Origin of the sequence: Chitinophaga sp. (assembly GCF_039596155.1) — a bacterium.
In the GTDB taxonomy this organism is placed as follows: Bacteria; Bacteroidota; Bacteroidia; order Chitinophagales; family Chitinophagaceae; genus Chitinophaga.
In genome coordinates, this window is sequence record NZ_JBCNKF010000024.1 from 49,202 (window position 1) to 74,462 (window position 25,261).

Below are 25,261 nucleotides of genomic sequence, written 5' to 3' on the forward strand. Positions count from 1 at the left end.
TTTGATCAATTAGTGCAATTTTTCCTGACAGAATCAGGTTACCTTTGACTCCGGAATGCTTACGAGTGATTCGCGTGTAAATACGCAAACATTTACTTCTGATGATGCCTTTGACCTGATATATCCAAGAGGGATGCAACAATTGTCAAAGCGGCATTGGACCCCGCTTCAGATCGCTACTGCGTCTGCAGCGTTCCTGGCGCATAAGCCAGGTACCAGAATCCTGGATATAGGTAGCGGAGTCGGTAAATTCTGCCTGATAGGGGCACATTTTCATCCAAATTCTTACTTTTACGGAATAGAACAACGAGAAGACCTGTATCTGCACGCCAGAACCGCTAAAGAAGTATTGAAGGTGGAAAATGCCGATTTTATACTGGGCAACTTCACCCGTTTTAACGCAGACCAGTACGATAGTTTTTACTTTTACAATTCATTTTTTGAACATCTGACACCGGAAGATGGTATTGACCAACAGATAGACTTTTCTACCAATCTTTATGATTATTATACCCGATATATGCAGGATATAATGGACCAAAGGGGTTCAGGCACCCGGCTAGTCACCTATTACAGTATGGGAGATGAGGTGCCGGATAGTTATCAGCTGGTAGACGCTTCCGACGATATGCTTCTTAAGATGTGGATAAAACGTTAACGGAAAAATTGATTAATGACATGAAAACAGCAGAATTAGCGTCGAAGATAATCGTCCAACTAAAAGATGCAAAAGACGACGACGCAGTCGAAGCGTTATTAGATGCCTCCCTGAAGGAAATGGAAGCCAGCAGGATTTCCATTAAACAACTGGAAGAAAAACTGGAAGGAGTGTCACCTCTGGATGTAGATAGTGTACAATGGATGAACCTGCGTTACACCCGTATCTATCTCCGCAGACAAGAGGAACTGCTAGAAATTTAATAAGCAGGGCCCCGGCAGAAGTCGGGGCCCTTTTATTTCTTGTGATTTATAGTGAGTAGTGAGAAAATACTTTGTTTGTTGCTTAATGACCATGTCTGCCATGATCTCCACCACGGCCACCGCCATCCCAACCGCGACCGCCGCCGTCACGACCATGTTCACCACCGTACCAGCCACGACCACCCTCATCATGACCACGTCCACCACCGTTCCAACCAGGGCCGCCGCCTTCATGACCACGTCCATGGCCATTGTTCCAACCCGGGCCACCACCTTCATAACCACGTCCGCCATAATAGCCACCACTATGAGGCTGTGCTGCGAAGTAACGGGGATTACGTGAATCCCTGATCACCGCCTGACGCCCCCATGCACCTCTGTAGCCTGCATATCTTTCCCTGCAAATACCAGGGTGCAGGTAAGGACGGGGATCATTTACCACCACTTTATAACCGCGATACAGGTCATAATGGAAGCGAGGAGGCAATGCAGGTGCAAACACCCATCTGCTGCCTTCCAGGTATATAAACTGGCGTTCAGGTACGTAATAATATGCGTCGATATCAGGCATGTAGTAATACTCAGCATAGTCGTAACCCACAGGTCCCCACGCTGGCTGGCTGCCAATATTCACATTCACATTAAACCTCACCTGTGCGTCAGCCTTATAACCGTATATTGAACCAATGGCTACTAAACAGGTAATAAGAACTATCTTTTTCATAACAAGTTGTTTTATACCTATCAATAGCCAAATAGGATGCCAAACTGTAAGGATCCGCTGGAATCCTTATCTGTAAAGGGATTTGATTGAAGAGCCGAGGCGCTCCCCCATGAAAATTCATTCGGCCTGAGAGCGGCGATCCTTTAAAATAGGATTGAGCCGTTTCGATATGATTCTCAGTTTTAGCATAAGTTATCTGAACAGGTAAATGCTGTCAGGATCATTTTTATTTTTTAATATACTTATCACCGTTAGATAACTGAGTATTTGCTCCCCGGGAAAAATACGCCATCGGTTATGAGACCCTGACAGGTTTGGTGAAAAATGCCTATATTCAGTACGGGAATTGAATCAAAACCACGTATTAAGACCCAATAGAACAACCCCCGTTTTTAACTTTGCAGAAGCCCAATGAAATATTTGTCCTACTTTTTTTATATCGGTTGGCACTGGGGTATTACTATGGCATTTTTTATCATCTGGTATGAGATTCGGGGAGAGAAGTATTACGGTGTGAAGACGATTGGTACAGATGACCTGGTGACACACTTACCGGCAGCGGAGCTGGAACATGCATCTATGTACGAACCTGTCAACTATTATACAGGGAGCTGGTTGCTCGATCACGTGGAGCGACATGAGCTGAATACAACATTCCTGGATGTGGGTTGTGGAAAGGGCCGGGTACTGGCCATTGCTGCCGCATACGGTTTCAGGAACATCGCCGGGATTGATTTCTCGCCAAAACTTTATGGAGATGCCCTGGCGACTGCCGCTGCCCTGGAAACCAGGTATACGGGCTGCAAAGTAGATATTGTTTGCGCTGACGCCAGGAAATACGATATCCCGGACCAGGTAGGAGTGATCTTCCTCTTCAATCCTTTTGACGAAGTGATCATGGATGAGTTTATCAACCAGGTAATGGAAAGCCTGATCAGGCACCCCCGGCCGTTAAAGATCTTATATGCTAATCCACAATGCAAGCAACTCTGGCTGGATGCAGGCTTTAAGGAGTTGGACAACTTCCAGAAACTGAAATACCTGAAAGGATCAGTATTGACATTTTAACCCAGGTTAAAATTTTTGCACCCTAAAAGTTTCAATTTTACATCATCAAACAATACACAAAAAATCTAAAAACGAGATATTATGAAAAGAACAGCAAATGCACATTGGAATGGTAATTTAAAAGAAGGTAAAGGCAATATTTCTACCCAAAGCACAGTATTGTCTAATACACAATATTCTTTTAACGCCCGTTTTGCTGAGGGACCTGGTACCAATCCTGAAGAACTGCTGGGTGCTTCCCATGCAGGTTGTTTTACCATGGCGCTGAGCGCCGCACTGACACAGGCTGGTTTTACAGCTGGCGACCTGGATACGAAAGCGACCGTAGAACTGGATCCTTCTATTCCCGGCATCACCGGCATTACACTGGACCTGGTAGCTGCAAAAATTGATGGTGTTAGCGAAGAGCAGTTCAACGCCATTGCCAAAGGGGCAAAAGAAAATTGTCCTATTTCAAAGGCGCTGGCTGCTACACCCATCACTTTGAATGTAACTTATAAGTAATAAAAACATGCATGAAAGAGGGAATTCGCCCACCGGAGTGAAACCTGTTTTCAGAGAAAAAGGGCCTGTATCTTTTGCTGATACAGGCCCTTTCTGTTTGGGTACCTGAGGGAAACAAGTATCGTTTTTATCAGGTGTTCGGGACATCGTTGTTATGACAATACATCCCTCTCTTTTAATTCTTTGCAGGTGTGATCTCGTCTGCTTCGGGCGTAGGATTTAACACATACTCCTTTTTCTTCGGATCGTACATAATGTACAGGTAACCGCCTCTCTTTCCTACGTCATTCCACACTGTAATATCTTTGTTACCATCATTATTGATATCATCCACAATTGTATTACCATAAATAATGGTCCATACATTTCCGCTGGCAGTTTTTACTTTTTCAAAATCAATCTCCTGCGTCACCTTGTTAGTGACCTTGTCGACGATCTTCAGCTTACGCATAACGGCTTGTTTACCAATTGTCTTCTTGCTGTATACGCCCACCAGGTATTTGTCTTTCAGACTGGCACTCTGGATAATGTCAATCGGGTCGATCTTTGCGCTGGCCACTGTATCGATCAGCTCCCCCGTTTTTTCCAACTCCAGGGTTTCCGGCGACATCTTGTTTTTCAGGGACATCCAGGTGCCTTTCATTTTATTCCCGTAAAACAGGAAGTCCATCATAGCATTCGGCTGGTTATTAATGGTTTCTTTTAAAACCATATGGGTACGCTCGTTGAGAATACCATTGATGGGAATCGGCTCGTTCAGGTTATCGTACATATATACCCCTTTCACAGTAATAGCTTCCGGATCATCTCCATATCCGCGCAACAGCTGGATGGAGAGATGGATAGGACGGTCTCCGATCTTCCCTTTGAAATTATAGCAAACATACCAGCCTGCATGACTGGTGCCGGCAAATAGCAGGCATAGAAGCAGGGATAGGATAGATTTTTTCATAGGTGCTGGGTTTGGATAGTGCAAAGATACCCCAACTTATTGAGATTTTTCATATATGAGGATATTTCAAGAAATAGTTATTACATTTACGTAACCAGTTACGTAAATTATATCAACCATGGAATTCTTTAAAGAAGCAGGCAAAATGGCACTTGGCAGCCGACTCCGGTTGCTCACGGAAAAGATCACAGAAGATGCTGCACAGATCTATCGCCTTTATGGTGTAGACATGCAACCCAAGTGGTTCCCGGTGTTCTACGTACTTTCCAAAGGCGAAGGCAAAACCGTCACTGCCATTGCAAAAGAAATTGGTCACACCCATCCTTCTGTGAGTAAGATCACGGCGGAGATGGTAAAAGCAGGTTATCTTACTGAAAAGAAGGATAAAAGTGATGGTCGCAGGAACCTGGTACAGCTTTCTAAAAAAGGAAAGGAAACCGTCATCCGGATGGCTGATCAGTTAAAGGATGTGGAACAGGCCATTGATGAAATCTCTTCGCAGACGACAAATGACCTTTGGAAAGCGATCGGGGAATGGGAATATTTACTGGAAGAAAAAAGCCTTCTCCGCAGGGTACTGGAAACGAAGAAGCAAAGAGAAGGTCATGCGATTCGTATTGTAGATTATACACCAGCTTATCAACAGGCTTTCCGGGATCTGAATGAAGAGTGGATCACTACTTATTTTAAGATGGAAGCAGCTGATTACAAAGCGCTGGACCATCCGGACGAATACATTCTTGACAAGGGAGGGTATATATTGGTTGCACTGGATGGCGAGGTGCCTGTTGGCGTATGTGCCCTGATCAAAATGGATGATCCCCTATATGAATACGAGTTGGCAAAGATGGCGGTATCGCCCAAAGCCCAGGGTAAGAGTGTGGGATATAAGTTAGGTAGTGCGATTGTGGAAAAAGCCCGTTCCCTGGGTGCGAAGAACCTTTACCTGGAAAGTAATACGATCCTCAAACCTGCTATCGGATTATACCAGAAGTTAGGGTTTAAAAAAGTGGCAGGTCGGGCTACCCCTTATGAAAGATGTAATATCCAGATGGAACTGATCTTGTAAAAACCGGAGGTTGTATCAAACGTATTTTGCCGGTATGAGCATGCTGTTACTGTTGATACAACCTCATGATAATTTTATTATTTCAGATCCTTGATCACTGAAATATAAGGTGAGTTGGGTCTTTGAACGATTTTCATCTCATTATTCAGTCTTACTTTCTTTTTCCTGATCGAATCACTTTCATTACCTCCAATGGTCATTACATAATGCCCGTTCAGATCAGTTCCTTTTTCAACTACGATGGCGGAATGTGATGGATAAGCATCATGTTTTTTAGCATAAGCAAAATCGTACTTATTGCCACCCCTGTTATTTTGAATGATATCGCCGAGTTCAGGTTGTACTGCTGTGATATCGAATCCTTTAAAAACACCTGTATTGTTTTCGGCGTTCTTAATGGCAAAATGTACGAACTGGGAATGGGAAGGCGCAAACAGGAACTCCTGGCTGATAGCGCCGGCGCTCTTTACGCAATAAGATATAAATACTGCAGACCAGGGCACAGCTGTGCCGGGAAAACTAAGTCCCAGGTACTCCCAGTAATTTTTAATTTGTTGGGATAAATTTACATCGTCTTCACTTTCGAAGTGGTATTTTTCATACTGACCATTAGTAAGTTCTACCAGGGTTTTTACATATTCTGTAACCATACTCAGTTAAGTTTTTTGGGGATGAACTATAAAACGTAAAACTAGGTCTTTATGGTACCTGTATCAATACCAACTAGTTTGTATTTTTCTATTAAAGGCATTAAAAAAGGCCGGAATTACTCCGGCCTTTCTCTTTAATTATTCACTAATTTCATCGCCCCCGGCAGGTATCTTTCGCCCAGGTTCGGATATTTTAATAGTAATGCATCGATGGCTGCCAGGTCATTTGCATACAATGCAATATCCACTGCCTTCGCGTTTTCTTCCAGGTACCTGATCCTCCTGGTACCGGGAATTGGAATGATGTCTTCTCCCTGTGCCAGTACCCATGCCAGTGCCAGCTGTGCAGGTGTACATTGTTTGCCTGCCGCGAGTGCTGCAAATTCAGCTACCAGTTTCGCGTTGTTTTCCAGGTTTTCTTTTTGATAGCGGGGCAGTCCTTTCCTGAAATCACCTTCTGCAAGTTGATCAGCACTGGCATTGATCAATAACCCTCTTGACAAGGGGGAGTAAGGTACGAGTGAAGTACCCAGTTCCCTGGCGGTATTGAGAATATCGCCTTCCACATCTCTTGTCAGTATGGAGTATTCTGTTTGTAACGCGGCTATAGGATGCACTGCATTTGCTTTTCTCAGGGATGCAGCAGAAGCCTCGCTTAGTCCGAGATACCGTACTTTTCCTTCCTGCACGAGTTCAGCCATTGCGCCTACCGTTTCTTCGATAGGAATATTGGGATCTACGCGATGTGCATAATACAGGTCGATCGTATCTATGCCCAGTCTTTTCAGGCTATTTTCCACAGCTGTTTTAATCCATGCGGGAGATCCGTCAAAAAAGGTGTTGGTAGTGCCACTCGGTCCTGCCTGTCCATCTCTGAACCGAAAGCCAAACTTAGTTGCGATGAAAATTTTATCCCTGTTGGGGACTAGTACTTTTGAAATGAGAGATTCGTTTGTACCAGCGCCATACATGTCTGCCGTATCCCAGAAGTTGATGCCGAGGTCCAATGCTTTGTGCAGGGTGGCTATGCTTTCTGTATCATTGCTGGGGCCGTAAGCGAAGCTCATGCCCATGCAGCCCAGTCCTGTGGCGGAGAGCTGTTCGCCGGTATAACCAAGGGTTCTGTACTTCATATTTGTGCGTGTTTTGTAGTCACAAAGGTAGGAGCACGGGAGCAGGCGGTCGTTACCGGAATCAAACAGGAAGTTATAATTTTCAAACAAGTACGGCTCCATTCCGGAGTTCACCCGGCGATACACCGGCATGCTTGCGGAAGAAGTTGGTGAAGTAAGGAGGAGATTCAAAACCCAATGCATACCCTATCTCTGCCACATTCCAGTCTGTATGCTGTAGCAGGGCGGTTGCTTCGCGGGTGATGCGGGCGGCGATATGGGCGGTGGTAGTTTTGCCGGTGATCTCCTTTACGGATCGGTTCAGGTGATTGACGTGTACTGAGAGACTTTGGGCAAAATCATTAGCTGTCTTTAATTTCAGTGCCGCTTCCGGCGTATCAATGGGGAACTGCCTTTCCAGCAATTCCAGGAACAGACTGGAAATACGCGTAGAGGCATTGGTATGTTTTTCAAATGAGCCTGCGGGTGTCAGTTTCATACCTTCGTGAATGAGCAGCTGGACACAATTGCGGAGTACACTAAACTTATGCACATACTCACTGTTCATTTCCCGGACCATTTTCTCAAAAATGTTGGAGATCTCTCCAATTTGCGCTTCTTCAGGAAAGAAAACGGGGTGCGGTGTACCAATACTGAACAGGGGAGAATCCTGTAACTTTTCTATCTGCGACAGGAAAGATTCGGTGAAAATGCAGTACCAGCCCCGCTGATCCGGGTCTTCAGTTTCCCACGAATAAGGCACCATGGGATTGGAAAAGAGTAGGGCAGGTCTGTCAATATTGATCCAGGTATCAGCATAATGGATCTTGCCGGTTCCAATGATGAGCGATATCTTATAGAAGTCACGGCGGCTATATGGACTGTTGGTCACACATGCCTGGCGCATGAAGATGTTAAAATGTCCAGGGCCGTTTTCGCTCAGCGGTGTTGCTTCGGGATGGCGATTGTAGAAATCCTGGATGCTTTCGACGTGTTTCATACTATAAAGTTATAAAATTCAAACAGGAGTACTACCTATTGCCCGGCGGTTAACATTCTCTATTTTAAAAAATAGCTACTCGTTGCGCATGGTAGGATTATTCGCATGCAGCAGCCGGCAGGTAACCAGGTCATAGAGGTACACAGATCCTGGAAGAAGGGGGATGTGGTGATACCGGAATTACCGATGCACCTGTATAATCAGCGCTGGTATGAAAACAGTATCTCAGTAGAAAGAGGCCTTTGGCATATACGTTGAAGATAGTAGACGAGAGAAAGTATACCTTATGGTTGTACACATCTTCGTATTGCTCAATTCCCTTTAGTCAACAGATAGGCGTCGTATTATGCCTGGCAATTGTCGGATTTGCCCATTATTGAAATAAATGACTTAACTTAAGTTTGTAGTATAAAAATCAAACACCATGAGCGCGATCACCATCAAAACCACGGTTAATGCACCTGTAGAAAAAGTGTGGAAAATCTGGAGTAATCCTGAACACATTGTAAAATGGAGCACTGCATCTGAGGACTGGCATACTCCCAAGGCAACAAATGACCTGCGTCCGGGAGGTCGTTTTTCTTCAAGGATGGAAGCTAAAGATGGCAGTATGGGATTTGATTTTTTTGGTACCTACGATGTGGTAAAGCCCCATGAAAAAATTGGCTATACCCTCGGCGATGGCCGTAAAGTAGATATCTATTTCCACAGTCATGGAGACTCAACTGATATAGATGAGACTTTTGAACCAGAAAAAACGAACCCGGAAGAGATGCAAAGAGCAGGTTGGCAGGCAATTCTTGATAACTTCAAGAAGTATACTGAATCCATCTGAGCAAATTGAAAAAGGCCTCCTGATCAGGAGGCTTTTTTAATATTATATACGAATTGCCATCTGAGAGAAAGTTGAAAAACAGCTACGCCGACTATTGAACCGATAATTGCTCCACCTAACACATCAGACGGGAAATGCTTGCCAACGTACACCTGCGCATAACATACCGCACCTGCCCAGATCCACAACCAGTTCCATTTTTTATCTAAGTAATGCCTGATAGCATAGAACCAGTAAGTTGCTAATACAAAATGATTGGCGGCATGATTGGAAGGAAAGGAATAAGCTCCTCCGCAGCCCACCAGGCTTCTGACCATACCGTTCAGTTCAGGATCATAGCAGGGGCGTAGTCTGCCCACGAAAGGTTTTACCAGCTGGGCACACATCAGGTCTGTAAATGCAAATGCCACAAGAGTGGTAACAATAAAAACCAATGCGTCTTGTTTTAATCTGGTAATGCTAAACCATAGCATAAATGCATAGAGCGGGATCCAGGTGAGGGGTTCTCTTATTGCCATCATAACAGGATCCAGCAATTTACTATCCGAATCGTGATTAATAAACATAAAGAGGACCTTGTCCAGTTCCCTGAACGAATGTAAAATGTCCATAAATAAAGTCGTTTACACTGATTTTCAATTGGCAAACCCGGATGATCAGCTGAACAATGTAGGTCTTGTTCAGTGCCGGCCGCATCAGCTTAATTTTATCGTTTTTAGTTGTAGGTTTCTTATCCGATCTATTCAGACTGTAAGGTAGTTATTTATTCAAATGTCCTCTTTTAGTTCATAATCATTTAATATTAGCGACGAGGACCAAAAGTTCGTCGATGTATTTTTTTGCACGGTAGCGTTCGTTTTACGGGCATATCGCGGGAATCTGAACACTGGTCGCTACAATTCGACAATATGCCTATAAGCCGGCTATATTATGGGATTCAGTTGTAGTATTGACCAGCAGGCTTCCTGTATGTGAACGAACTTATCGCTTATGAAGTGTACGATACTATCGTGTTGTCTATTTATTGCCTTCCCGGTTTCTCCTGTTGCCCAGACGACTGTGTCAGGAACAGTGACTGACGCCGCAACCCATGCTCCCCTTGAAATGGCAGGTATTATGATCACAGGCAGAACGATTGGTACACATGCTGACGAAAAAGGTCATTTTACGCTGACTGCCAGCGAACCATTTACACAGATCACTGTATCTGCAATGGGATATAAAACGGTTAAAGTCACCGTTGTACCCGATAGTCAGCAGGTGATCAACATAGCGCTGATAAAGAATACCTACGGCCTCAATGAGGTAGTGGTGAGGTCAGGTAAAAAACAGAAATACTCCAATAAGAATAATCCGGCTGTAGACCTGATCAGAGAAGTGATTGCACATAAACAAAAGAATCGGCCAGGGAATTATGACTATGCAGAATTTCGTAAATATGAAAGCATGCTGCTTGCGCTTAGTCATCTGTCGGATACTTTTCGAAACAGGCATATATTTAAGAACTACCAGTTCCTTTTTACAGCGCAGGATTCAAACGCCATTGGCGGTAGATGGATGCTCCCCGTGTATATGGAGGAAAAGTTGTCTGAAAATTATTACCGTCGTAGTCCTTATACTCAAAAACAGTTCGTTCTTGCCAGCAAACAGGTGAAATATGACGAAAATCTTATTGACAATAAGGGTTGGTCGTCAACACTCAATTTCTTTTACCAGGATATAGATATATATCAGAATAATATTATGGTGATGACCAACCAGTTATTGAGTCCTGTGGCAGGTGGAGCGCCTGCGTTCTATAAATATTTCATTACCGATACAACAGATAACCAGGTAGTGTTGGATTTCAGTCCCAGGAGCAAAACAGACCTCTTGTTCGAAGGTCGTTTGTATATCAGGTTGGATAGTACTTATGCGATATCACGGGCAGAGCTGACGGTGGATAAACGTATTAATCTCAACTTTGTACGGCGTATGGAAGCCAATCTCATTTTTGACGGGCAAAACCAGTTAAAAGAAAGCACGCTGAAGATAGATTTTGGGCTCAGCAGGGAGAAGGGAAAAGGAATGTATGGAGAACGTATTGTGAAGATAGACAGCTTTTATCTGAATAAGGTTAAACCAGCTGCCTGTTATACGGGCCCGGCTGTAGAAGTAGCTGCCGATGCGGTAGAGAAGGATACCGGTTATTGGGCAGCGAACCGGCCGTTTGCCTTGTCGGGGCCGGCACTGGATGTGTATAAGAATATGGATAGCCTGCAGCGGGTGCCTTCCTTTAAGAGAGCGGTAAACTGGGCTACCTTTTTATTGATCGGATTTAAAAATTTCGGTCCCTTTGAAATAGGACCGGTGAATACTTTCTACAGTTTCAATGCAGTGGAAGGTTTTCGACCTCGCTTTGGAGGCAGAACTACAGAGAAACTGAGCCGGCGTATTTACTTTGAAGGGTATGTGGCGTATGGTGTGAAAGATGAGCGCTTCAAATATTTTGCGAGCGCGACCTATTCATTGAATAATAAATCAATTTATACTTTCCCTCAACACTACATCCGGGTGGGTTTTCAGCACGACACAAAAATTCCCGGTCAGGAACTGCAATTTGTGCAGGAGAACAACGTGTTGTTATCATTCAAGCGGGGTACGAGCAACCAGATGCTCTACAATGATTTTTTCAGGTTAGAATACCTGCATGAGTGGCAGAATCATTTCTCTTATTCGTTGGGATGGAAATATTGGGACCAGCACCCGGCCGGTGGCTTGTATTTCCGGAAAATGGTGAATGAAGAAGAGGTGAATGTAAGTGGAATAAAAACGAGTGAATTGAATATGACGTTGCGTTATGCGCCGCATGAGCAATTTTACCAGAGTAAGTTGTATCGCACACCCATTACGGATAAGTACCCGGTATTTACATTGCGATATAACCAGGGGATACAGGGTTTGTTAAATGGGCAGTATAATTACCAGCATGTGGCATTAAATATGACGAAGCGGTTTTACTTATCACAGCTGGGGTATACAGATGTAAGTGCAGAAGGTGCCTATTTATTCGGACAGGTTCCTTTCCCTTTGCTGGATATACACAGGGCTAACCAGACCTATTCTTTTCAGCTGCAGTCTTACAACCTGATGAACTTTCTGGAATTTGTAAGTGATCATTATGCAGGGATGAATATTGATCATCACTTCAATGGATTCTTCTTTAATAAAGTGCCCTTGTTGCGCAGGTTAAAGTGGCGGGAAATTGTGAATACGAAGTTCCTGTGGGGCGGGGTGAGGAATGAGAATGAGGGGAAACTGCTACTGTTTCCTTCCGGTACTTATTCGTTAAGTAACGGGCCATATATAGAAGGAAGTGTGGGTATAAGTAACATATTCAGGATCCTGCGGGTGGATGCGGTAAAGCGTTTCACGTATCTGGCTCATCCGGAGGCACCTTCATGGGGAGTCAGGGCGATGTTGAAATTTGATTTTTAAGTGATAATTAGTATTTTAGTTATCGCACTATGGAAGAGAGAATGTTTAAATTCCTGTTAGCAGACGATGACAGGGATGACCAGGAGTTATTGATGGAGGCTATATTGCAGGAGCAACCATATACACAGATTAGTACGGTTTTTAATGGACAGAAGGTATTGGATTACCTTGCTGAGCGGGCACCTGCTGAGTGGCCGTCACTGATCATACTGGATTATAAAATGCCGGTGATGAATGCGAGGGAAGTGTTAGAGAAAATACAGGATGTGAAGATACCGAAAGTGGTATGGAGTACATCTAATCAACCGGAGCACATGTATTTATGTCAGCAGCTGGGTGCTGTGAAATATTTTATCAAGCCGAACAACAGGCCGGAACTGACTGCGATGGTGCAGGAATTATTCCGGATTTGTGGCGGGTAAGAGGATCGTGAAGGTCGCCCCTTCGCCAACCTGGGCTGTAGCGGTGATGGTGCCGTGATGGTTTTGCACAATACGCTGGCAGAGTGCCAGTCCTATGCCGGTTCCCGGGTAGCTTTCGCGTCCGTGCAGGCGTTCAAACATTTCAAAAATCTTTTCACTGTTCTGTGGTTCAAAGCCAATCCCATTATCCTGTATAGTGATTTTGTATTGGCCATCATCGATGACAGACCTGATAATGATATGAGGGTTTCTGTCTGTATGGTGGTATTTGAGTGCATTGCCGATCAGGTTATCCAATAACTGCCGCAATTGAAAGGTAATACCGGGCAGGACAGGGAGTGCAGTGGTTTCGATTACAGCATTGAGTTCTGTGATGGTATCCTGGTAATGGGAGAGAACTTCTGCCAGTATTTTGTCGAGTGTGACCTTTTCAAACGGGGGGACTTCGCCGGAGATATGGGTGTAGGTAAGCAGATCATCTATTAGTCCCTGCATACGACTTGCGGCATCTACAGTTCTTTCGAGGTAGGACTTTTCCTTTTGAGGAAGAGTGGCACCGATGCTTTCCAGTAAGGCGGAGGTGTAGAACTGCACTTTACGAAGTGGTTCTTTCATATCATGGGCGGCGGCGTAAGCAAATTGCTGGAGGTCTCTGTTCTGGGCTTCCAGTTCCCTGGCGTATTGTTTTATTTTGTCTTCAGCGACTTTCCGCTCGGTCAGGTCGCGGGTTACTTTAGAGAAGCCTATTACATTCTGCTGATCATCGTGAAGGGCGGTGAGGATCACGCTACACCAGAAGGCGGTGCCATCTTTCCGTACACGCCAGCCTTCGTGAATGGCTTTGCCGGTTGAGCGGGCCTGTTCAATGAGTCGCTGAGGGAGTTGCTGTTGCTGGTCTTCGGGACGGTAAAAGATGCGGAAATTGCGGCCTATGATTTCAGCTTCCTTATAGCCTTTGATCTTTTCAGCGCCTTTATTCCAGTTCATTATACGGCCATCTTTGTCGAGGAGGAGGATGGCGTAATCTTCGACTTCTTCTACCATTTTTTGATAGCGTTCCTCACTGCGCAGCAAGGCAGCGTTTTTTTGTTCTGCAAGCAGTACCATGCGCTCATAAGCAGCGGAGTCGTCAAGAGATGTAGTGTCCATGGAATTGTGCGTGTGTCGTCAGAAACAAATATAAGATATTCAAAAATAGTTTCTTATTTTATCCGGATAAAGAGTTCACGTATGAAATTACTTAGCATCACTATGCTTGGCTTGTTATTAGGTATGAGCAGCCATGCACAACCCAGTATTATTCCAGAACCGGTATCTATGCAGGTCCATGAAGGCAGGTTACCGTTAGGGCACACGATTGTCTGGAAAACAGATCTCAGCAGTCCATCATTATCATTGGCGAAGACACAGCTGGAGAAAGATTTTAACAGGAAAGTGACAGCTACGGCAGACACACGTATTTTCCTGACCCTGTTGACAAAAGAAGATAGTCGTATTGGAACAGAAGGATACCAGCTGGAAGTAGATAAAGAAGGGATTCATATAGCTGCCAATAAGGAGAATGGATTGTTCTATGGAATACAGACCGTACGCCAGTTGCTGACTGCGCCCGAAGTGCCTTACCTGACTATCACAGATTATCCCATGGTAGGTTGGAGAGGAATGATGTTGGATGTAGCCAGGCACTTCTTTACCAAAGCAGAAGTGAAGCAGTACATCGATGAAATAGCAGCTTATAAATTTAATGTGCTGCATTTGCACCTGACAGATGATGGAGGATGGAGAATTGAAATCAGGAGTTATCCTAAGTTGACCGAAGTAGGTGCATGGGGTGTGGAAAAGTATGGGTATTACGGTGAGTTTTCAGCACCAGGTAAAGATGCGAAGTATAATTATGGCGGATTTTATACCCAGCAGGATATTAAGGAGATCGTGCAATATGCAAAGGATCATTACATGGATATCCTGCCTGAAATAGATATTCCCGGTCACTCAATGGCTGCTGTTGTAGCCTATCCGGAGTTGTCAGGTACAAAAGAGGCGGTGAATTACAAGGTTTATTCCGGCGAGAAAGGTTTTATGGACTGGACGAGTCATGGCATTGTAGCAAGGTATGATAATACACTGAACCCGGCTAAACCGGAAGTATATAAATTCCTGGACAAGGTATTCGGAGAAGTAGCGGGGTTGTTTCCATTTGGTTATATCCATGTAGGTGGAGATGAATGTGCGAAGAACTATTGGCAAAAAGATCCGAATGTCACAGCGCTGATGCAGAAAGAAAAGCTGAAAAACTATGAAGAAGTACAGGCTTATTTTGAGAAGAAGGTAGAAGGGATTGTTGCATCCAAGGGTAGGAAGCTGATAGGATGGGATGAGATCCTGGAAGGTGGTGTGGCACCAAATGCAACAGTGATGAGCTGGAGAGGAGAGAAAGGAGGAATAGAAGCTGCCCGCCTGAAACACCAGGTAGTGATGACGCCGAATAACTATGTGTACATTGACTACGTGCAGGGAAACAAGTACATGGAAGCGAAGGTGTATGAATCGCTGCGATTGAAGAAAGTATATGATTTTAGCCCGGTACCGGCAGGTGTGGATCCGAAGTATATATTAGGGGGACAGGCGAACCTGTGGACAGAGCAGGTTTTCGATTTTAGTAAGGTAGAATATATGACCTGGCCACGTGGACTGGCGGTGGCAGAGCGTTTGTGGAGCCCGGCTTCAAAGAAGGACTGGCCGCGTTTTGTAGAAAAAGTAGCGCAGCATATGCAATTATTTGACGTGGATACTATTACTTATGCTCCTAGTATGTATGAGCCCGATGTAACGGTGAAATATGTGCAGGACAGTGCTTTGCAATGCACATTTGTGCCTGAAATAGATGGATTGGAAACACATTACAGTGTTGATAATTCATTCCCTGATACAAAGTCCCCCTTGTACAAGACTCCTTTCACGCTGCCGGAAGATGCCGTGACGCTGCGGATTGTGAGTTATAAAAATGGCAGGCAGGTAGGCCGGATACTGACGATTCCGGTGAGTGAACTGAAGAAGGGGTAGGTTATCGCTTTTTTTTGTCAGCGTTCTGTTTTACACGATAAATAACAATTTTATTAATGAGTTCCAGGGGAAGGGGTTGATCAAAAGGAAACTGGATCGACCCCTTTCCCTGTTTATAAGGCGATAATTCCTGCTCAAACGCTTTGATGCCCGTGGGGGCAGGGTAGAACCCAATATGGTGCTTAAATGCCGCAAAATGCACCAGATTACCATTTAGTATAAAAGTAGGGATGCCATATTTAATAGCTTCCGTAGCCCCGGGAGCAGCCTGTTGTATCGTCTTTCTTACCTGTTGCAGCAGGGTTTGTACGTCTGCCGGAAACGATGCAATGTAGGAATCGACAGTCATGTTGGTTTAAAATTTGTTTCCGCTAATTTAATGTTACCTCGTTACAAAACCGCTTTATTGAAGGGCCTGTTTCTGTTAATTTTGGCCATATATTGCGCACCTGCCTTTAGCCAGGTGCCGGCACCTGCTGCTGATACGCTGAAGGGTGATTCTTCTCAGGTGCATGTCAACAACCCGGTTGTGGCAGAACGACTGGAAACGCAATTTGACTTCACCGATCTCGTCAGGGATATCTTTCATGTGCGCAGGGATCCTGGCAAGAAGCCTTCGGGTATTATAGTCGTTCCCAATGTGGCTTCTAACCCGAGTATCGGCTCGCAGATAGGGATCAAAGCTGTGGCGGGTCGTAAGCTGGGAAATGATCCGAATACATTGTTGTCGGTAGGTGCTACATCGGCATCTATTACGACAAAGGGGATCATTTATTTCTACATCAGCCATAATATCTACACACCGGGGAATAAATGGAATTTCCAGGGTAACCTGGTAGCTGCCAAGACAGTGACGCCGGATTATGGTTTGGGAATAGGGATCGATCCGGAAGGGAGTGCAACCGATAAGCAGCTGGCGAACCCCGGCAGAAAGCCCCGGGGATTGCATGCACAGTTTTATAACTTCAGGGAGAAGGTGTATAAAGAAGTGGTACCGCATCTGTTTTTAGGGGCAGGGGTATCGTTTGATATCCGGAGGAAGCTGACGGAAACGGATACCTCGGGGAACACTCCGTATGATATTTATAGTGACAGGCATGGATTTCACAGGGATCATTATATGGCAAACGGGTTGTTGTTCAATGTGCAGTATACAACGCGTGATAACCAGAACAGGGCTTATAAAGGAATTTATATCGATGCGGGATTCCGGTGGAATCAGACCTGGCTGGCGAGTACGCGGAACGCATTGCAGTTTACATCAGATTTTAGAAAATACTTCAGTTTATCGCATCGGAATCCGGAGCATGTGGTCGCTTTCTGGAACTGGGGATCTTATCTGATAGCGGGGAATGTGCCTTACCTGGAACTACCGGGAACTGGAAAGGATCCGTCGTTCAGGAGTGGGAGAGGGTATACGGTGGGATATTTCAAAGGAACACAGTATAATTATTCAGAGGTAGAGTACCGGTTTCCCATATTGAGGAATAAGTTTTTGAGTGGAGTGGCGTTTTTCCATGTGCAGACGGCGAATGATGCCTCGGGGACTAAGTTATTCCAGGTATGGCAGCCGGGTGGAGGGGCTGGTTTGCGGGTATTGTTTAATAAGCTGACGAGAACGAATCTGTGCCTGGATTACGCGTGGGGTAAGTTTGGGGCGAGAGGGTTCTTTTTGGGGTTGAACGAGGCATTCTAGCTGAATAGGTAGTTTAGAATGAGAGCCGTTTTTTCATTTCTTCAACTACATTGTAAATAATGAGGCAGGTGCTGTAATGGGTAAAGGTGGTAAAGAGTCGTTTATTGAATTTTGGCAGGTGCAAAGCAGGGAATTCACGACAGCCGGCGAAACGGTGTTCGTAGATGTTACAGCGGTTTTCATGCAGGAAGTGGCAGGGGATGGTGTTGACAATCATCATGTCGTTGCCGGCGCCTGTTTCGATATATTTTTTCTTCAGTTCGGTATTCGATGTGTGGAGGTGAGTGGCGAGGGAGGTTACTTCTTCTTCGGTGACATTGATCATGAGGTTGCGGCAGCAGTTGCCACATACGGTGCAGTCTATTTGTGGGGTCACGAGGGCATCCAGTTCCCGGACAAGCTCATCAATCTCGTTTGAGTCATGTGATTGCACAAATGAGCGGAAGGCGAGGTTTTCAGCTTCTTTTTCTTCGGCAGCGTGCGCGATTTCGGTAAGTGTGGTGGTCAGTTTCAAGTTGTGAAGGTAGGGAAAATTTTAATCCTGTTGTTTGGCGGGTAATGATTCATTAGAGACTTTAGGTTGAAAATCCCTGATGGCGGTACATATTATCTCAATTTCATCAAAAGGCAGCAACCTTAGAGGGGTGAAATTTCCTTTGGCTTCAATTAGTACCAGGTACCATGCACCTCTATTACCAGTTATGAAAATATAGGCATCAGTATAGTTCTCCCAGTGATATTCTGTTCCTCTGAAATTGATTCCATCATGATTGATCGTGATTGAAAATTTCCGCAGGTAAAAAGAAAACGTAAAGGTGACAATCCCTATTACTAATGTAATGGGAATGGTCAGGAAGATGAATGATTTTGTAATAATCATGTTCCATGCAATGTAGATACAAAACATGCAAGCCATTATAGGGAAGATTAATCCTGGGCGAATGACGACATTGCCGTCTTTGTTCTTCCTGGCAGGGTTGTAGAAGGCATATTTCTGTGCCGGTTTGAAAGAGGTATTGGCAAAGGGAACGTGATTTTTCCGGGCCAGCTCCTTATGAATGTTGGCAATCATATCCATGATCTGTGTTATAATAAGCAGGTTGAAAATCCATGATGGCAATACTTTACATTGTTGAGGGCTTCCTTACAGTTGTTGTCCGCTATCGATTTATCTTCACATTCAATTTCACTTTTGTTTGATATCAATGAGATCTGGGCAAATAAGGTCTTGCTGATCAATAGCTGGTAACAGAAATGAAATTGTATGGATGGTTTGGATGAGTTATAAATCTTTGCAAAATTAATAAAAAAGAAGCCGTGCATGTGGATACTTTCGTTTAGTCCAGATGCTATTTTAAGATCAATGTGGCTGTTGGTGAGTAATGATTGCCTGTTATGTTGAAAAAGAAAATCCCGCGGCTGGCGCGGGACTTGAATATAAAAAAGTAGTATTATAACGATAATTCTCCGGTTTCAATATCAATCCTTGTGGCAAAAGGTTCCTTCTTTTTGATATATGGAATATTCTCCACGAAAGGCATCGTCCCCGCCATCGATCCGGCTGCAATAGCGCCTCCGATTAATCCTCCACCTACAGAACTCCAGATCAGGGCATTGTTATTCCGGCGTGAGTTCGCAAGATAATTGACTAAGTAAATACTGTTTTGTTTTTGTTCAATAGGAATAAGCGACGCATCATAATGTTGTTTGAGTAGCGCCCCGCTTTTACGTACGCCCCAGAATTTATCGATATAGAGGATTTTTCCGCTACTATCTTTTTGATAGAATTGTGTGACTCTGTCGCTATTGGTTGTGAATTCGAAATTAGTAATGGAGGGCCGGTCATCAATAAATTCCTGGAAGGTCAGGTAGATGCCGTCCGGATGTTCTTTTGCCTGCAGGCCGGGTACATTGTAGCGCCTGGCGGCATCTTTCCTGATTTCGGCTATGGTATAGGCAGTATTGCCAGCCTGTGTCGCTTTGCCAGATTTTACCAGCAGGAGGTGCAATGCAGCGGCTATGTTTTCGCCATGTTTGTGGGTAACGTCCAACCCGCCTCTGGTAAGGATCGTGTCCAGGGTGGTGATCTGTTTGAATTTACCGTTCCCGTCTCCGGTAAAAGTGATGGCCTTTAACTGGCAGAAGCCGCGTTCACTCATGCTGAAGGTGCGCTCGCCGATCCGGATTTCCTGCACTACGATCAGTAATTGCGGGGCCTCTTTTTTAAAGATGGATCTATAGTGCTGGTCTACGTATGATTGCAGATAGTCAGTAAAAGGTTTGTCAAACCCGGCGGGTTTCCATCTATTGAACATGCCGGTTTGTACATAGCCCAGTACGGAGGAGTCACTGACTTCGTTGATGATTTGAATACCGGAAATTTCTATGCCTGTGGAGGAGACGTTTTCCATATTCACATCAGGATCAGGCAGGGAGATTTTTGAGATTTTGCCGCTATCGAGATCCTGGGCTTTGTTTTTTCCTTTGAATGGGTCTTTGGATTTGCGGCTGTCGTTGACGGTTACGTTGTCATCTGCGTATTGGGCAAAGGCGGAGGTGGCAGTGAGCGTAAGGAGTGTTATGAGTGTCCAGGAAATAATTTTCATTAGGGAATGTTTATGGTGATAGGTATAACATGCTAAAGTACAATGGACAGCAAGGTAAGGAAATTTTTGTCTTATTTCGGGAAAGGATGGGCGCCGGGGATCTGCAGAAAATGGTAAATTCTATAAGGGTAAATTAAAGTTTTCCACGGAGTTTTTTTCGATGGGTTTTTCCCCATTTTTCCAGTGGAGCTGCTACTTCTTGTGTAGTTAAACAGTAATCTGTAATAGCATATTCGATCCTTACGGGATAATCGTTTATTACATTTCTGCAGATCAGTAAATTTTCCTCCGGTGTTTTAATTCTTTGGACAAGACACGATTGGTAATGCCTGGAATAGAACCTGCTATTTCATGCGACGAAAACCAATGTGTTCACTGCTGCCGATGTGATTTCGCATCCGGTGTATGATGAGGTGATACAGAAGATGCTCGGCAGCATACAACAGTCAGGGGAACCTGTAGATATCGCGGAAGTTATTTTTAGTGCTGCAAATGATGGGAGAGAGCAGCTGCGCTATCCTGCCGGCAGGGCTTCACAGAAAATTTATTCAAGGCGTTTGGAGATTGGCCCGGAGGCTTCGAGGGTTGAAACAACTAAATGGTTTTTGAGTTTGTAGAAGAAGAGGGGATGAAATGTGCGCTATCGGTTCTAAAAAAGATCATTCAGGTGATCGTTTTTAGAACCGATAAAATCATGTAGCAGCAGAGGCGTTGATGCTAAGATTAAAGCGTTTAGCAATGCAATGAGATGGGTGAGAGACGTAGCATTCTTTCTGTTGCCTTAAAATATTTAGATATATTGTCGCTGTATGTTCGACAATTCGACTATCCATCCCTTTACCTGTTTCACATAATTAATGTAGGCAACCCGGTAACCAGGTTGGAGGTAAAACCACATACACTCGCCATTTGCTTTCCTAATTGCTATACGCGGTGTTTTTTTTATTTTGGAATAATCAACATCAATAATCTTCGCCCGGGGTGCTCCGGGTGTGCTGGTTACCAGCATTGCATTGTAAATAATACTGCTATCCAGCATGATAATGATACTATCATTGAACTGCTTTTCAAAAATAAGACGAACACTTCTCTGTAATGTATCGACAAAGTCCATCTCTCCCGATTCTGCTTGCCTGGTCTCTTCAATGGCTGGAATAATTTCATTTTTGCAGCATTCATTTTTCTGCGCAGCAGCATCTAAAGCGTGCAAAAGAAGGAAGAATATAAAAAGTATGCTATGAATGTTGGGGATTGGCATCTTTATCAACCTTTGAACTGCATTTTCTCACGGATTGCCCATTTATCGGCTAATCTGCCCTAAAACGAAAAAGGGACCGATCATCTTTTCGATAATCAGTCCCTTTTAGCGGACCAGACGGGACTCGAACCCGCGACCTCCGCCGTGACAGGGCGGCATTCTAACCAACTGAACTACTGATCCTTTTCCGTTTCAATCCAACAAGGGACTGAACCTTTACCCACCGTTCAGGCACTGCTGCTTTCCCGTTTTGGGATTGCAAAGATAGCGACAAAGCAATCAATTTTGCAAATCTTTTTTAAAAAATATTTTAGCCGTTATCTTTACACCGTACTTTAACCAATTTATAACATAAATATGCAATTCCTGGAATTCGAAAAACCTATCGCGGACTTGTATGATCAGCTGGAAAAACTGAAAGAGAATGGCGCCAAGTCTGGTGTTGACGTGACAGCTACCGTGGTGGAATATGAAGCTAAGATCGCTCATACCCGTCAGGAGATCTACAATCATCTGACCAGTTACCAAAAGGTACTGTTGAGCAGGCACCCGGATAGGCCCTATACCCTGGCGTACATAGAGAAGATGTGTACCAACTTTGTGGAGCTGCATGGCGACAGGAATGTAAAGGACGATAAGGCGATGGTAGGTGGTTTCGCTGACCTGGATGGCGAAACTGTGATGTTTATCGGTCAGCAGAAGGGGGTAAACACCAAAATGCGCCAGATCCGCAACTTCGGTATGGCAAATCCTGAAGGCTATCGCAAGGCATTGCGTCTCATGAAACTGGCTGAAAAGTTCAATAAGCCTATCGTAACGCTGATAGATACCCCGGGTGCTTACCCAGGCCTGGAAGCAGAAGAACGTGGACAGGGTGAGGCAATTGCCCGCAACATATTTGAAATGGTGAAGCTGCGTGTGCCAGTGATCTGTATCATTATCGGGGAAGGTGCTTCCGGCGGTGCCCTCGGCATTGGTATCGGCGACCGTGTACTGATGTTGGAAAACAGCTGGTATACCGTTATCTCTCCTGAAAACTGTTCTACCATCCTCTGGCGTAGCTGGAATTTCAAAGAAAAAGCGGCAGAAGAGCTGAAACTGACTTCTGATCATATGAAGAATTTCGGCCTGGTAGATGGTGTTATCAATGAACCGCTGGGTGGTGCGCATGTGAACCCTGATGAAATGGCGGTGATCCTGAAGCAAAAAATCAAAGAAGAGCTGGCAGAGCTGAAAAAGCTGGATGCCGACACCAGAATCGAACAGCGTATTGACAAGTATAGCAACATGGGCTTTTTTGACGAACGTTAAAAATAATTTGACATAAACCATTTCAAATTGTCATCTTTGCACCTCCTTTCAGGAATTTCCCTTGAAGGGAGATGCCGGGAGGGCTATTTGAAATTTCTTATCCGGAATTTTTACGCATTATGGAACAATTAAGAGGCACCGGTGTTGCGCTGGTTACGCCCTTTAAAAAAGACGAAAGCATCGACTGGAATGCTTTAGAGAGAGTCATCGATCATGTGATTGCCGGCGGGGTTGACTATGTAGTATCCCTGGGGACAACCGGTGAAACACCTACACTAAGCGCAGAAGAGAAGCTGGACCTGATAAAGTTCACCTTCGAAAAGGTAGCGAAGCGCGTACCAGTGGTGGTGGGTATTGGAGATTACAACACCCGTGATGTAGTCAAGCGTCTCGAAACCTGTCCGCTCGATGAAGCCGTTGCCATACTCAGCGTAGCTCCTTATTACAGCAAACCCAGCCAGGAAGGTATCTTCCAGCATTATAAGGCGGTAGCCGCAGCTGCGCCAAAGCCAATCATACTCTACAACGTACCGGGTCGTACAGGGCGTAATATGACTGCCCAGACCACGCTTCGTCTTGCACATGAAGTGGAAAATATCGTGGCAATGAAAGAGGCCAGTGGCGATATGGTACAGTGTATGCAGATCATTCGTGACAAGCCGAAAGATTTCATCGTGGTGAGCGGAGACGATGCCCTGGCCATGCCACAGATTGCTACCGGTATGGACGGCCTGATCTCTGTAGCAGCAAATTATTTTGCAAAAGATACTGCTGATATGGTACGTGCTGCTTTGAAGAACGATTTCCCAACAGCCAGAACATTGCATTATAAGCTGCAGGAAGCTTTTGATCTTATGTTTGAGGAAAATAATCCGGCGGGGGTGAAGGCGTTCTTACATGAAGGCGGTTTGATTGAAAATGTGTTCCGCCTGCCGGTTGTACCGGTGAGTGGTGGACTGCAGGCAAGAATTGCTGCTTTCGCGAAGAACTTTAAGTAAGTTTGAAAGAAATAAATAAAAAAACGCTTCTGCATCTTGCAGAGGCGTTTTTTTTATGGTCGGAATGAAGCTGTATGAATGGCTAGATGATATAGGTAGCCCCTTCCAGTGCGAGGTCTGTATTCGGAAACACGGGCCTGCATTCCTCCAGGAAAGGAGTCAGTTCTGTGTACTTTGACGAAAAATGCCCGATAATCAGCCTTTTAGCCGCCCCTTTAGCCGCTAATGTGGCCGCCTGCACACTGGTGCTGTGGAACCTGTCAGCAGCTCTTTCAGCCAGGTTATGCAAATAGGTTGTTTCATGATACACCAGGTCCGCCTTATGAACATATGGTAACAGGTCTTCTGTATACCTTGTATCTGCACAGTACACATATTTCTTGCCCGGGGCAGGAGGGAGGGTGACCCAATCGTTTTTTACGAGGGTACCATCTTTCCGCTGATAGTCAGCACCCTCGGCTAATTGTGAGAAATATGCGGCCGGGATTTCATATGCCCTTGCCTGTTCCGGTACAATCCGTCTTTTCCGCTTTTGCATATCAAACACAAAGCCGTAACAGGGAATGCGGTGCTGGGTAGCAAAATAGCTGACCTGCAGGTCCTTATCATTTACGATCACACCTTGATTTTCCGGCAATAACGGGGTAAAATGCAATTCGAACTGTAACGTAGTGGCTGCACATTCCATCTGGAGTCTGAGGATCTGCTCCAGTTCAGGAGGGCCAAATAAGTAAAGTGGCTCCTGACGGCCCAGCAGACTAAGGGTATTGACCAGGCCTATCAGCCCAAAGTAATGATCTCCGTGTAAATGACTGATAAAGATGTACTTCAGCCGGCTTCGCCGGATTTTATAACGTGCAATCTGCACCTGTGTGCCTTCACCGCAATCTACGAGTAGCAAACTATCGTTACATGTAACTACCTGTGCCGTTGGATGCCTGTCTAACGTGGGAAGAGCCGAATTATTACCTAATATGGTGACCGCAAACATGCCCGAAAATACGCATTTATAAAATGAAAAATTCCGGAATATGGAACCATTTTCCACATTCCGGAACTAAATAGCTGCACTAAGGCAACACAAAAAAATTATTCATCTTCTCCCAACAATTCCCTTTCCAGGTCTTCCATCATGACCAGGTCAATGGCTTCTAACATAGTAGGGGCAAGGTTTACAACATTTTCATCCGCGGCCTTGATTTTACCCAGCAGGTCATTGTTAAGCCCGGTAAGCGCACATGATAAACTGCTGTCATACTGCTGATTGTAAACTGTTAAAATGGCTTGCACCCCCGCATCGTCTACATTTGACACCAATGCCATATCCAGTATAAGATTGCGGCCTTCCAAGCCTGGCTGCGCGGACACCTCTTTTACAAAAGCATCTGCCAAATTAGCATCCAGCAAACTTATTTGCGGCTGTATAACAAGAATTTTTTCTTTGGTATCAATTTTGAACTCCATTCGCTAAGGTTTTGTTTTATAAAGTTTAGTAAATAAGTAATCGGAATCCTGCCCAATAACAGCCTTCTTCTTACTCATTCGCCCTTCACAAGGATCTTTATACTATTAAAGTGTTAGGGTAAAGGTAAATC

General features: G+C 44.7%; 26 protein-coding genes and 1 tRNA gene. 12 read left to right on the top strand and 15 right to left on the bottom strand.

Translation table 11 applies throughout. The annotated features are described in order from the left end of the window. The first annotated feature begins 55 nt into the window (after positions 1–55). Both ABDW33_RS21655 and ABDW33_RS21660 read left to right on the top strand, forming a co-directional pair. Complete coding sequence (locus ABDW33_RS21655) at positions 56–658, top strand: class I SAM-dependent methyltransferase (protein WP_343692190.1); 603 nt, start codon at positions 56–58, stop codon at positions 656–658. Between the two features lie 20 nt (positions 659–678). Then, positions 679–921, top strand: coding sequence for a hypothetical protein (locus ABDW33_RS21660; protein WP_343692191.1), 243 nt, complete (start codon positions 679–681; stop codon positions 919–921). 82 nt (positions 922–1,003) lie between these two features. Here the strand turns inward: ABDW33_RS21660 and ABDW33_RS21665 are convergent, their stop codons facing one another. Then, the gene (locus ABDW33_RS21665; protein ID WP_343692192.1) at positions 1,004–1,645 is read right to left on the bottom strand and encodes a hypothetical protein; all 642 of its coding nucleotides are present in this window, start codon (positions 1,643–1,645) and stop codon (positions 1,004–1,006) included. 411 nt (positions 1,646–2,056) lie between these two features. On the opposite strand from ABDW33_RS21665, the gene ABDW33_RS21670 reads away from it, so the two are divergent. Further along, positions 2,057–2,713, top strand: a complete 657-nt coding sequence (locus ABDW33_RS21670; protein ID WP_343692193.1) for a class I SAM-dependent methyltransferase — start codon at positions 2,057–2,059, stop codon at positions 2,711–2,713. A gap of 81 nt (positions 2,714–2,794) precedes the next feature. After that, complete coding sequence (locus ABDW33_RS21675; RefSeq protein ID WP_343692194.1) at positions 2,795–3,217, top strand: OsmC family protein; 423 nt, start codon at positions 2,795–2,797, stop codon at positions 3,215–3,217. Between the two features lie 175 nt (positions 3,218–3,392). On the opposite strand, the gene ABDW33_RS21680 is transcribed toward ABDW33_RS21675, so the two are convergent. Beyond that, complete coding sequence (locus ABDW33_RS21680) at positions 3,393–4,169, bottom strand: hypothetical protein (RefSeq protein ID WP_343692195.1); 777 nt, start codon at positions 4,167–4,169, stop codon at positions 3,393–3,395. A gap of 118 nt (positions 4,170–4,287) precedes the next feature. Between ABDW33_RS21680 and ABDW33_RS21685 the strand changes: the two genes are divergently transcribed. After that, positions 4,288–5,238, top strand: coding sequence for a bifunctional helix-turn-helix transcriptional regulator/GNAT family N-acetyltransferase (locus tag ABDW33_RS21685; RefSeq protein WP_343692196.1), 951 nt, complete (start codon positions 4,288–4,290; stop codon positions 5,236–5,238). A 77-nt stretch (positions 5,239–5,315) separates the two neighbouring features. Here ABDW33_RS21685 and ABDW33_RS21690 read toward each other — a convergent pair whose 3' ends face one another. The 3 genes from ABDW33_RS21690 to ABDW33_RS21700 all read right to left on the bottom strand — a co-directional run bounded on the left by ABDW33_RS21690 (position 5,316) and on the right by ABDW33_RS21700 (position 8,000). After that, complete coding sequence (locus ABDW33_RS21690; RefSeq protein WP_343692197.1) at positions 5,316–5,888, bottom strand: DUF2272 domain-containing protein; 573 nt, start codon at positions 5,886–5,888, stop codon at positions 5,316–5,318. 134 nt (positions 5,889–6,022) lie between these two features. Then, positions 6,023–7,021 (bottom strand): aldo/keto reductase, encoded by a 999-nt coding sequence (locus ABDW33_RS21695; protein WP_343692198.1) that lies wholly within the window; start codon positions 7,019–7,021, stop codon positions 6,023–6,025. A gap of 82 nt (positions 7,022–7,103) precedes the next feature. Next, entirely contained in the window at positions 7,104–8,000 is an 897-nt protein-coding gene (locus ABDW33_RS21700) for an AraC family transcriptional regulator (RefSeq protein WP_343692199.1), read from the bottom strand. A 424-nt stretch (positions 8,001–8,424) separates the two neighbouring features. Here ABDW33_RS21700 and ABDW33_RS21705 point away from each other — a divergent pair, with 424 nt between their 5' ends. After that, positions 8,425–8,835: an SRPBCC family protein gene (locus ABDW33_RS21705; RefSeq protein ID WP_343692200.1), complete on the top strand. Its 411-nt coding sequence runs from the start codon at positions 8,425–8,427 to the stop codon at positions 8,833–8,835. Positions 8,836–8,858: 23 nt separating this feature from the next. Here the strand turns inward: ABDW33_RS21705 and ABDW33_RS21710 are convergent, their stop codons facing one another. Beyond that, positions 8,859–9,446 (bottom strand): phosphatase PAP2 family protein, encoded by a 588-nt coding sequence (locus ABDW33_RS21710; RefSeq protein WP_343692201.1) that lies wholly within the window; start codon positions 9,444–9,446, stop codon positions 8,859–8,861. A 379-nt stretch (positions 9,447–9,825) separates the two neighbouring features. Here ABDW33_RS21710 and ABDW33_RS21715 point away from each other — a divergent pair, with 379 nt between their 5' ends. Continuing rightward, the gene (locus ABDW33_RS21715) at positions 9,826–12,312 is read left to right on the top strand and encodes a DUF5686 family protein (protein ID WP_343692202.1); all 2,487 of its coding nucleotides are present in this window, start codon (positions 9,826–9,828) and stop codon (positions 12,310–12,312) included. 29 nt (positions 12,313–12,341) lie between these two features. After that, complete coding sequence (locus ABDW33_RS21720; RefSeq protein WP_343692203.1) at positions 12,342–12,734, top strand: response regulator; 393 nt, start codon at positions 12,342–12,344, stop codon at positions 12,732–12,734. Here ABDW33_RS21720 and ABDW33_RS21725 read toward each other — a convergent pair. After that, a complete protein-coding gene (locus ABDW33_RS21725) occupies positions 12,711–13,883 on the bottom strand; it encodes a PAS domain S-box protein (RefSeq protein ID WP_343692204.1) in 1,173 nt (390 codons plus the stop codon). The genes ABDW33_RS21720 and ABDW33_RS21725 overlap by 24 nt on opposite strands. Before the next feature lie 81 nt (positions 13,884–13,964). Here ABDW33_RS21725 and ABDW33_RS21730 point away from each other — a divergent pair, with 81 nt between their 5' ends. Next, positions 13,965–15,797 carry a family 20 glycosylhydrolase gene (locus ABDW33_RS21730; protein ID WP_343692205.1) on the top strand — a complete coding sequence of 611 codons (1,833 nt, stop codon included), beginning with the start codon at positions 13,965–13,967 and terminating at the stop codon, positions 15,795–15,797. Between the two features lies 1 nt (position 15,798). Here ABDW33_RS21730 and ABDW33_RS21735 read toward each other — a convergent pair whose 3' ends face one another. After that, a complete protein-coding gene (locus ABDW33_RS21735; protein ID WP_343692206.1) occupies positions 15,799–16,146 on the bottom strand; it encodes a DUF1801 domain-containing protein in 348 nt (115 codons plus the stop codon). Between the two features lie 81 nt (positions 16,147–16,227). Here ABDW33_RS21735 and ABDW33_RS21740 point away from each other — a divergent pair, with 81 nt between their 5' ends. Further along, positions 16,228–17,493, top strand: a complete 1,266-nt coding sequence (locus tag ABDW33_RS21740; RefSeq protein WP_343692207.1) for a hypothetical protein — start codon at positions 16,228–16,230, stop codon at positions 17,491–17,493. Between the two features lie 13 nt (positions 17,494–17,506). On the opposite strand, the gene ABDW33_RS21745 is transcribed toward ABDW33_RS21740, so the two are convergent. From ABDW33_RS21745 to ABDW33_RS21765, 5 genes are all read right to left on the bottom strand, one after another. Next, on the bottom strand, positions 17,507–18,007 hold the full coding sequence (locus ABDW33_RS21745) for a YkgJ family cysteine cluster protein (protein ID WP_343692208.1): 501 nt from the start codon (positions 18,005–18,007) through the stop codon (positions 17,507–17,509). A 21-nt stretch (positions 18,008–18,028) separates the two neighbouring features. After that, positions 18,029–18,571: a hypothetical protein gene (locus ABDW33_RS21750; protein ID WP_343692209.1), complete on the bottom strand. Its 543-nt coding sequence runs from the start codon at positions 18,569–18,571 to the stop codon at positions 18,029–18,031. A 373-nt stretch (positions 18,572–18,944) separates the two neighbouring features. Continuing rightward, positions 18,945–20,099, bottom strand: a complete 1,155-nt coding sequence (locus ABDW33_RS21755) for a hypothetical protein (RefSeq protein ID WP_343692210.1) — start codon at positions 20,097–20,099, stop codon at positions 18,945–18,947. 790 nt (positions 20,100–20,889) lie between these two features. Then, positions 20,890–21,309 carry a hypothetical protein gene (locus ABDW33_RS21760; RefSeq protein WP_343692211.1) on the bottom strand — a complete coding sequence of 140 codons (420 nt, stop codon included), beginning with the start codon at positions 21,307–21,309 and terminating at the stop codon, positions 20,890–20,892. 157 nt (positions 21,310–21,466) lie between these two features. Beyond that, a tRNA-Asp gene (locus ABDW33_RS21765) sits at positions 21,467–21,540 on the bottom strand. Between the two features lie 174 nt (positions 21,541–21,714). Here ABDW33_RS21765 and ABDW33_RS21770 point away from each other — a divergent pair. Then, entirely contained in the window at positions 21,715–22,668 is a 954-nt protein-coding gene (locus ABDW33_RS21770; protein ID WP_343692212.1) for an acetyl-CoA carboxylase carboxyltransferase subunit alpha, read from the top strand. Between the two features lie 119 nt (positions 22,669–22,787). Further along, positions 22,788–23,666, top strand: coding sequence for a 4-hydroxy-tetrahydrodipicolinate synthase (gene dapA / locus ABDW33_RS21775; RefSeq protein WP_343692213.1), 879 nt, complete (start codon positions 22,788–22,790; stop codon positions 23,664–23,666). Between the two features lie 82 nt (positions 23,667–23,748). Here the strand turns inward: dapA and ABDW33_RS21780 are convergent, their stop codons facing one another. Continuing rightward, entirely contained in the window at positions 23,749–24,657 is a 909-nt protein-coding gene (locus ABDW33_RS21780) for a ribonuclease Z (protein WP_343692214.1), read from the bottom strand. 98 nt (positions 24,658–24,755) lie between these two features. After that, positions 24,756–25,130: an STAS domain-containing protein gene (locus ABDW33_RS21785; RefSeq protein WP_343692215.1), complete on the bottom strand. Its 375-nt coding sequence runs from the start codon at positions 25,128–25,130 to the stop codon at positions 24,756–24,758. Positions 25,131–25,261: the final 131 nt, after the last annotated feature.